The following is a 5,389-nucleotide window of genomic DNA, read 5'->3' as shown; positions in this document are numbered from 1 at the left end:
GGGCCCGGAGAGCCCGCCCGCCGGCTCCCGTCGGGCGGGCGGTGCCGACCGCGGAGGCCTGCCGCGTCGTCGCGCCGCGCGGGTACGGAGGGGCGCGAGCCGCACCCCTCCGCCCCGCGGCCGACCGCGTCCGGTGACTCGTGCCGATCGGACGCGAGCCGCCGGACCGTTCTCAGAACTCCTCGTAGTGGGCCGGGTCCTGGTCGGCGAGCCGGCCCTCGGGCCGGGCGAGCGAGGCGATCCGCGCCATCTCCTCGTCGCTGAGCTCGAACCCGAACACGTCGAGATTGGCGGCCTGTCGCTCCGGCGCGGTGGCCTTCGGCAGCGGGATCGCGCCCAGTTGGTGGTGCCAGCGGAGCACGAGCCGGGGGACGGTGACGCCGAGCTCCTTGGCCATCCCGCCGAGCACCGGCTCGTCGAGGAGGTCGCGGGCGCGCGCCAGCGGGCTCCACGACTGGGTGAGGATGCCGTGGTCGGCGTCGTAGGCGCGCTGCTCGTTCTGCGGGAAGTACGGGTGCAGTTCGATCTGGTTGACCGACGGGGTGACCCCGGTCTCGGCGGTGAGGCGGTCGAGGTGCTCCGGCAGGAAGTTGCACACGCCGATGGCCCGGACCAGCCCCCGCTCCCGCGCCTCGATCAGGGCCCGCCACGCCTCGACGTACCGGTCGGTGCGGGGGTTGGGCCAGTGGACGAGGTAGAGGTCGAGGTACTCCAGCCCGCTGCGGTAGACCGACTCCTCGACAGCCGCGAGGGCGTCGTCGTAGCGGTGGTGGCGGCCGGGGAGCTTGGAGGTGACGACGACCTCCTCGCGCGGCACCGCGGAGTGCCGCACGGCCCGGCCGACGGCTCCCTCGTTGTCGTAGTTGGCGGCGGAGTCCAGCAGCCGGTACCCGGCGCGCAGGCCGGCGCCGATCACCTCGGCACCGGCGGCGCCCCTCAGCTTGTAGGTGCCCAGGCCGACGGCGGGCAGGGACAGGCCGTGCGGGGACGACAGGACGGGGACATCACCCATGGCGCGGGCTCCTCGGGGCGGTGGCCGACCGGCGGGCCGTCGGGGCGGCCGTTCGGGACGGCGGGCGGTTCGGCGGACAGCCGGTACCCGGCCAACCGTAGCCCGCCCGGCGCCGCGGACGGCGGCGCGACGCCCGGCGTCCGGCGCCCGGTATCCGGTGGAGCGGCCCCCGGTCCCGACGGGCGGGTGGGCGCCGGGTGATGCGCCGTCACTCGGCGCGGGCCGCCTGCCAGACCCACTCGGTGCGACGGGGGCGGCCGGGCAGTTCCGCGCGCCCGGTGCACCACAGCAGCACCGATGCGGGGTCGGCCGCCGCGACGGGAGCGTCCGGGAAGAGCCGCCGGAGGACCGCGGCGCACAGCTCCGGGGGCGGCTCCCAGGCCGCTCCGAGCCCCCGGGTGATGTCCCAGGTGTGCAGCAGGGTTTCGGCCGTCCCCATCGCCGCGAACCCCTCCGGGTCGCACGGCCCCCAGTGCCAGGCGCGGTCGCCCGGCGCCGACCGGGCCAGGGCGGCGACCAGCAGCTGTCCGCAGGCGTCCAGTACCCGCAGCGTCTCGACGGGCCCGGCCGCCTCGGGCACCACCACGTCGAAGGCGAGATAGCGGTCGGACGGCAGGCCGGCGAGCTGCCCCGCGTACGCCGCAAGGTCGTGCGCCACGTGGGCCGCCGTCTCCCGGCAACTCCACTCCAGTGCGCCGGCCCGGCGGCCCCAGTCGGCGGACTCGTGGGGTCGCAGGACCCGCGCCGACTCGGCCAGGGCCTCGGCGAGGTGGTGGTGGGTGAGCTGCTCCATGCGTGAACGCTAGGGAACGGCGTCGGCTTCCGGCAACAGTGTTCCCGGCGGGAGCCGTTGACGTCCCGGCGCCCCGCATGGATACTCCCCCCGTCCTGCAAGCGCTTGCCACGGACCGGCGGCGGCCACCCCACGGCCGTGCCACCCCGCCCGCGACACGGGCGGACGAACGATGCTCGTGGGAGCGCTCCCTCACCCCCACCTGGAGTGATCGCATGCATCGACACCACCACCGGCCGACCCGGCACCGACACCGCGGCGCACTCGCCGTCGCGGCAGCCGCCGTGCTCGCCACCGCCGCCGGGGTCCTGTCCGGTCCGGCCACCGCGGCAGAGGCCGGACCGCCGGAGACCGGACAGTCGCAGCCCGCCGCCGTGGCAGCCCCGAGAGCGGCGGACCGGCCGCTCGCCTGCGGCGACGGCGCCTTCCGCGCGGAGGCCGTCCGGGAGGGCAACACCTGGCGCGCTCCCGGGTACAGCGGCCCGGACATGCTGACGGCGATGCGTGCCGCTGTCGGCGCCCTGGACGCGGGACGGACCACCGCCCAGCGGGTCGTGGTCCGCGGCTCGGGCACGGTCCCCGCCAACCAGTCGCTCGACCTGCCGAGCCACACCGCGCTCGACGTCTGCGGCACCGTCCACGTCAGCGGCACGGTCGGTGCCAACCACGCGCCGATCCGGGTGCGGAACGCCACGGACGTCACCGTGGGGCATCTGGCGATGACGGGGCACCCGTACTTCGGGGTCTTCGTCCGCAACGCCACCGGGGTGACGCTGGGCTCCCTCGACCTGCGGCTCTCCGGAGGTCTGGGGGTGCGCGTCGACAACCACGGCGACCGGTCGGTGCGGACGCGCGACATCCGCATCGACGACGTGTTCGTGTCGGGCACGGACAACCACGGCGTGGAGACGTACGGCGTGGACGGCCTGACCGTCGGCACCGTGACCGCACGGGACACCGGCTACTCGGGGCTCCTCCTGAACGACACCACGCACGCCACCGTGGGGCGGGTGGACGCCGTGAACGCCGGGACGGGGACCGGCTACGCGGCCTTCCGCATGGCCAACCGCAACGGCCGCGTCGGAAACGCCTACCCCGTGAACATCCGGGTCGGGGAGGTCGTGGCGCGCGGCGGCGGCCGAGGGGTGTTCTGCGTCTCGGAGAGCGGCGGGGTGGAGATCGAGCGGGTGGACATCGCCGGCACCGGCAACAACGCGATCCTGATCGAGAACTGCTACAACGTGAACCTCGCGACTTCCGGGGGCACCGTCTCCGGCCCGGGGGACGTACGGATCGCGGCGCGGACGGAGTTCGCGGTCACCCGCGACGTCACGCTCCAGAACCTGACGATCCGTGACTCGGCCCTCCGGGAGAGCCCCTGCGGTGTCAGGATCACCTACCGGAACCTGACACTGCACAACACGAGCCGCGCCACCTGCGGCTGAGCGGAGCGGTCGTCCGGCCCGGCTGCCCGGAGGCGGCCGGGCCGCACGGCTCTCCCGTCAGCCGCGGGTGATCCTCCGGTAGCGGCGGACCGCCAGCGCCATGAAGACGACGGTGATGAGCGCGGAGCACAGCAGCGAGTACGGCAGGGCGTTGCGCACGGGCCAGGCGTCGCCGGGCCCCAGGCCGGCGGGAGGCACGTTGCCGAACAGGTCACGCGCCGCCGTGGCGGTGGCGGAGACGGGGTTCCACTCGGCGACCGTGCGCAGCGGGCCCGGCATGGCGGTCGGCGAGACGAACGCCGAGGAGACGAAGGTGACCGGGAAGAGCCAGATCAACCCGGCGCTCTGGGCCACCTCGACGCTCCGGGCGGTCAGGCCGATGGTGGCGCCGACCCAGGACATCGCGAAGGCGAAGAGCAGGATGACGACGAACCCGAGCAGCACGTGGTGGGCGGGGGCGTCGGTGCGCCAGCCGACGAGCAGGCCGCACAGGGCGGTGACCGTCAGGGTGACGGTGCTCATGGTGAGGTCGGAGAGGGTCCGGCCGAGGACGACCGAGGACCGGGGTGTGGGCAGGGAGCGGAACCGGTCCACCAGTCCCTTGTGCATGTCGTTGGCGAGGCCGAGCGCGGTGAAGGCGGCGTTGAAGGTCACCGCCTGGGCGAAGATGCCGCCCATCAGGTAGACGCGGTAGTCGTCACCACCGAGGCTGCCGCCGAAGACGTAGGCCAGCAGCAGGACGAACATCAGCGGCTGGACGAGCGCCGCGATCACCGAGCCGGGGGTGCGGCCGAGGTTCAGGAGATTGCGCCAGGCGATGATGCCGGCGTCCCGTCCGGCGAGGGCGAGCGCGCTCATCGGCGGTCCCCCGTCCCACGCCCGACGGTGCGGGACCGCCGGGGGCGGTGGGCGTGCCGCGCGGGGCCGGGCGGTCCGGTCGGTACCGGTGGTGGGGTGCCCACCGGCGCCGCGTGGCGCGGGGCGGTGCCGGACGCGGTCGGCGGGGTGACCGGTTCGGGTGCGCCGGGCGGGGCGTCGCCGCCCGCGGGGTCGTCCTGCGCGGGGGCGCCGTCCCCGGCCGTCCCCGCAGCCGCGGTTCCCGTCCTGCCGGTGAGGGCGAGGAAGGCGTCGTCCAGCGTGGGCGGTGCCAGCGTGACCTCGCCGAGCGCCACCCCGGCGGCGCGCAGCCGGGGCAGTGCCTGTTCCAGCGCGGCCGGGCCGTCGTCGGTGGCGACGCTGACGAGGCCGCGTTCCCCCGCCTCCGGTGTGTGGGGGCCGAGCGCCGACAGGACGGCGTGGGCGGCGACGCGGTGGGCGGCGTCGGGAACGACGACGGAGAGCCGTTCGCCGCCGACGCGGGCCTTGAGCTCGCTCGCGGTTCCGCGGGCGACGACCCGGCCGCGGTCGATGACGCAGACCGCGTCGGCGAGTTGGTCGGCCTCCTCCAGGTACTGCGTGGTGAGCAGCACGGTGGTGCCCTCGGCCACGAGCTCGCGGACCGAATCCCAGGTGTCGGCGCGGCCACGGGGGTCGAGGCCGGTGGTGGGTTCGTCGAGGACGACCACCGGCGGCCTGGCGACCAGCGCGCCCGCGAGGTCGAGTCGGCGGCGGGTCCCGCCGGAGAACGACCCGCTGGGCCGGTCGGCGAACTCCTCCAGCCGGAACCGGACGAGCAGTTCACCGGCCCGGCGCCGCGCCTCCGCACGGCGCATTCCGTACAGCCGCGCGACCAGGTAGAGGTTCTCGCGCCCGGTGAGTTTCTCGTCCACGGCCGCGTACTGGCCGGAGAGGCCGATCCGGCGCCGGACGGCGTCGGGTTCGCGGACGACGTCGTGGCCGGCGACGCGGGCGGTGCCCCCGTCGGGGAGCAGCAGGGTGGCCAGCACGCGCACGGTGGTGGTCTTCCCCGCGCCGTTGGGCCCGAGCAGGCCCAGCACGGTGCCGGTCGGAACGGCGAGGTCGACGCCGTCCAGCGCTCGGCGGTCGCCGAAGGAACGGGTCAGGCCCTCGGCCGTGATCGCGTGTGACTGGTCCGGCACTGGGGTGCGCCCTTTCCGCCTGGTTCGGTGTCGTGGGTCGGGGGGCGGTGCCACGGCGGAGTCGCCGCCGTGGCGGCGCCGCACAAAACGCGGCCGCCAA

Annotated in this window: 4 protein-coding genes and 1 pseudogene; 1 reads left to right on the top strand and 4 read right to left on the bottom strand. The window is 75.4% G+C overall.

Annotation, left to right across the window (positions count from 1 at the left end; genetic code table 11):
- Positions 1–172: 172 nt before the first annotated feature.
- Together HCJ92_RS11765 and HCJ92_RS11760 are read right to left on the bottom strand one after the other, a co-directional pair.
- On the bottom strand, positions 173–1,012 hold the full coding sequence (locus HCJ92_RS11765; protein ID WP_167933463.1) for an aldo/keto reductase: 840 nt from the start codon (positions 1,010–1,012) through the stop codon (positions 173–175).
- A gap of 208 nt (positions 1,013–1,220) precedes the next feature.
- The gene (locus tag HCJ92_RS11760) at positions 1,221–1,805 is read right to left on the bottom strand and encodes a maleylpyruvate isomerase N-terminal domain-containing protein (RefSeq protein WP_167933462.1); all 585 of its coding nucleotides are present in this window, start codon (positions 1,803–1,805) and stop codon (positions 1,221–1,223) included.
- A gap of 215 nt (positions 1,806–2,020) precedes the next feature.
- Between HCJ92_RS11760 and HCJ92_RS11755 the strand changes: the two genes are divergently transcribed.
- Positions 2,021–3,250 carry a right-handed parallel beta-helix repeat-containing protein gene (locus HCJ92_RS11755; RefSeq protein ID WP_167933461.1) on the top strand — a complete coding sequence of 410 codons (1,230 nt, stop codon included), beginning with the start codon at positions 2,021–2,023 and terminating at the stop codon, positions 3,248–3,250.
- 57 nt (positions 3,251–3,307) lie between these two features.
- Here HCJ92_RS11755 and HCJ92_RS11750 read toward each other — a convergent pair whose 3' ends face one another.
- Both HCJ92_RS11750 and HCJ92_RS11745 read right to left on the bottom strand, forming a co-directional pair.
- Positions 3,308–4,108: an ABC transporter permease gene (locus HCJ92_RS11750; RefSeq protein WP_167933460.1), complete on the bottom strand. Its 801-nt coding sequence runs from the start codon at positions 4,106–4,108 to the stop codon at positions 3,308–3,310.
- A gap of 227 nt (positions 4,109–4,335) precedes the next feature.
- A pseudogene (locus tag HCJ92_RS11745) lies at positions 4,336–5,289 on the bottom strand (ATP-binding cassette domain-containing protein); the annotation flags it as partial.
- Positions 5,290–5,389: the final 100 nt, after the last annotated feature.

It is taken from the genome of Streptomyces spiramenti, from assembly GCF_012034385.1.
GTDB lineage: Bacteria > Actinomycetota > Actinomycetes > Streptomycetales > Streptomycetaceae > Streptomyces > Streptomyces spiramenti.
This window is presented reverse-complemented; position numbering and strand designations above follow the sequence as displayed.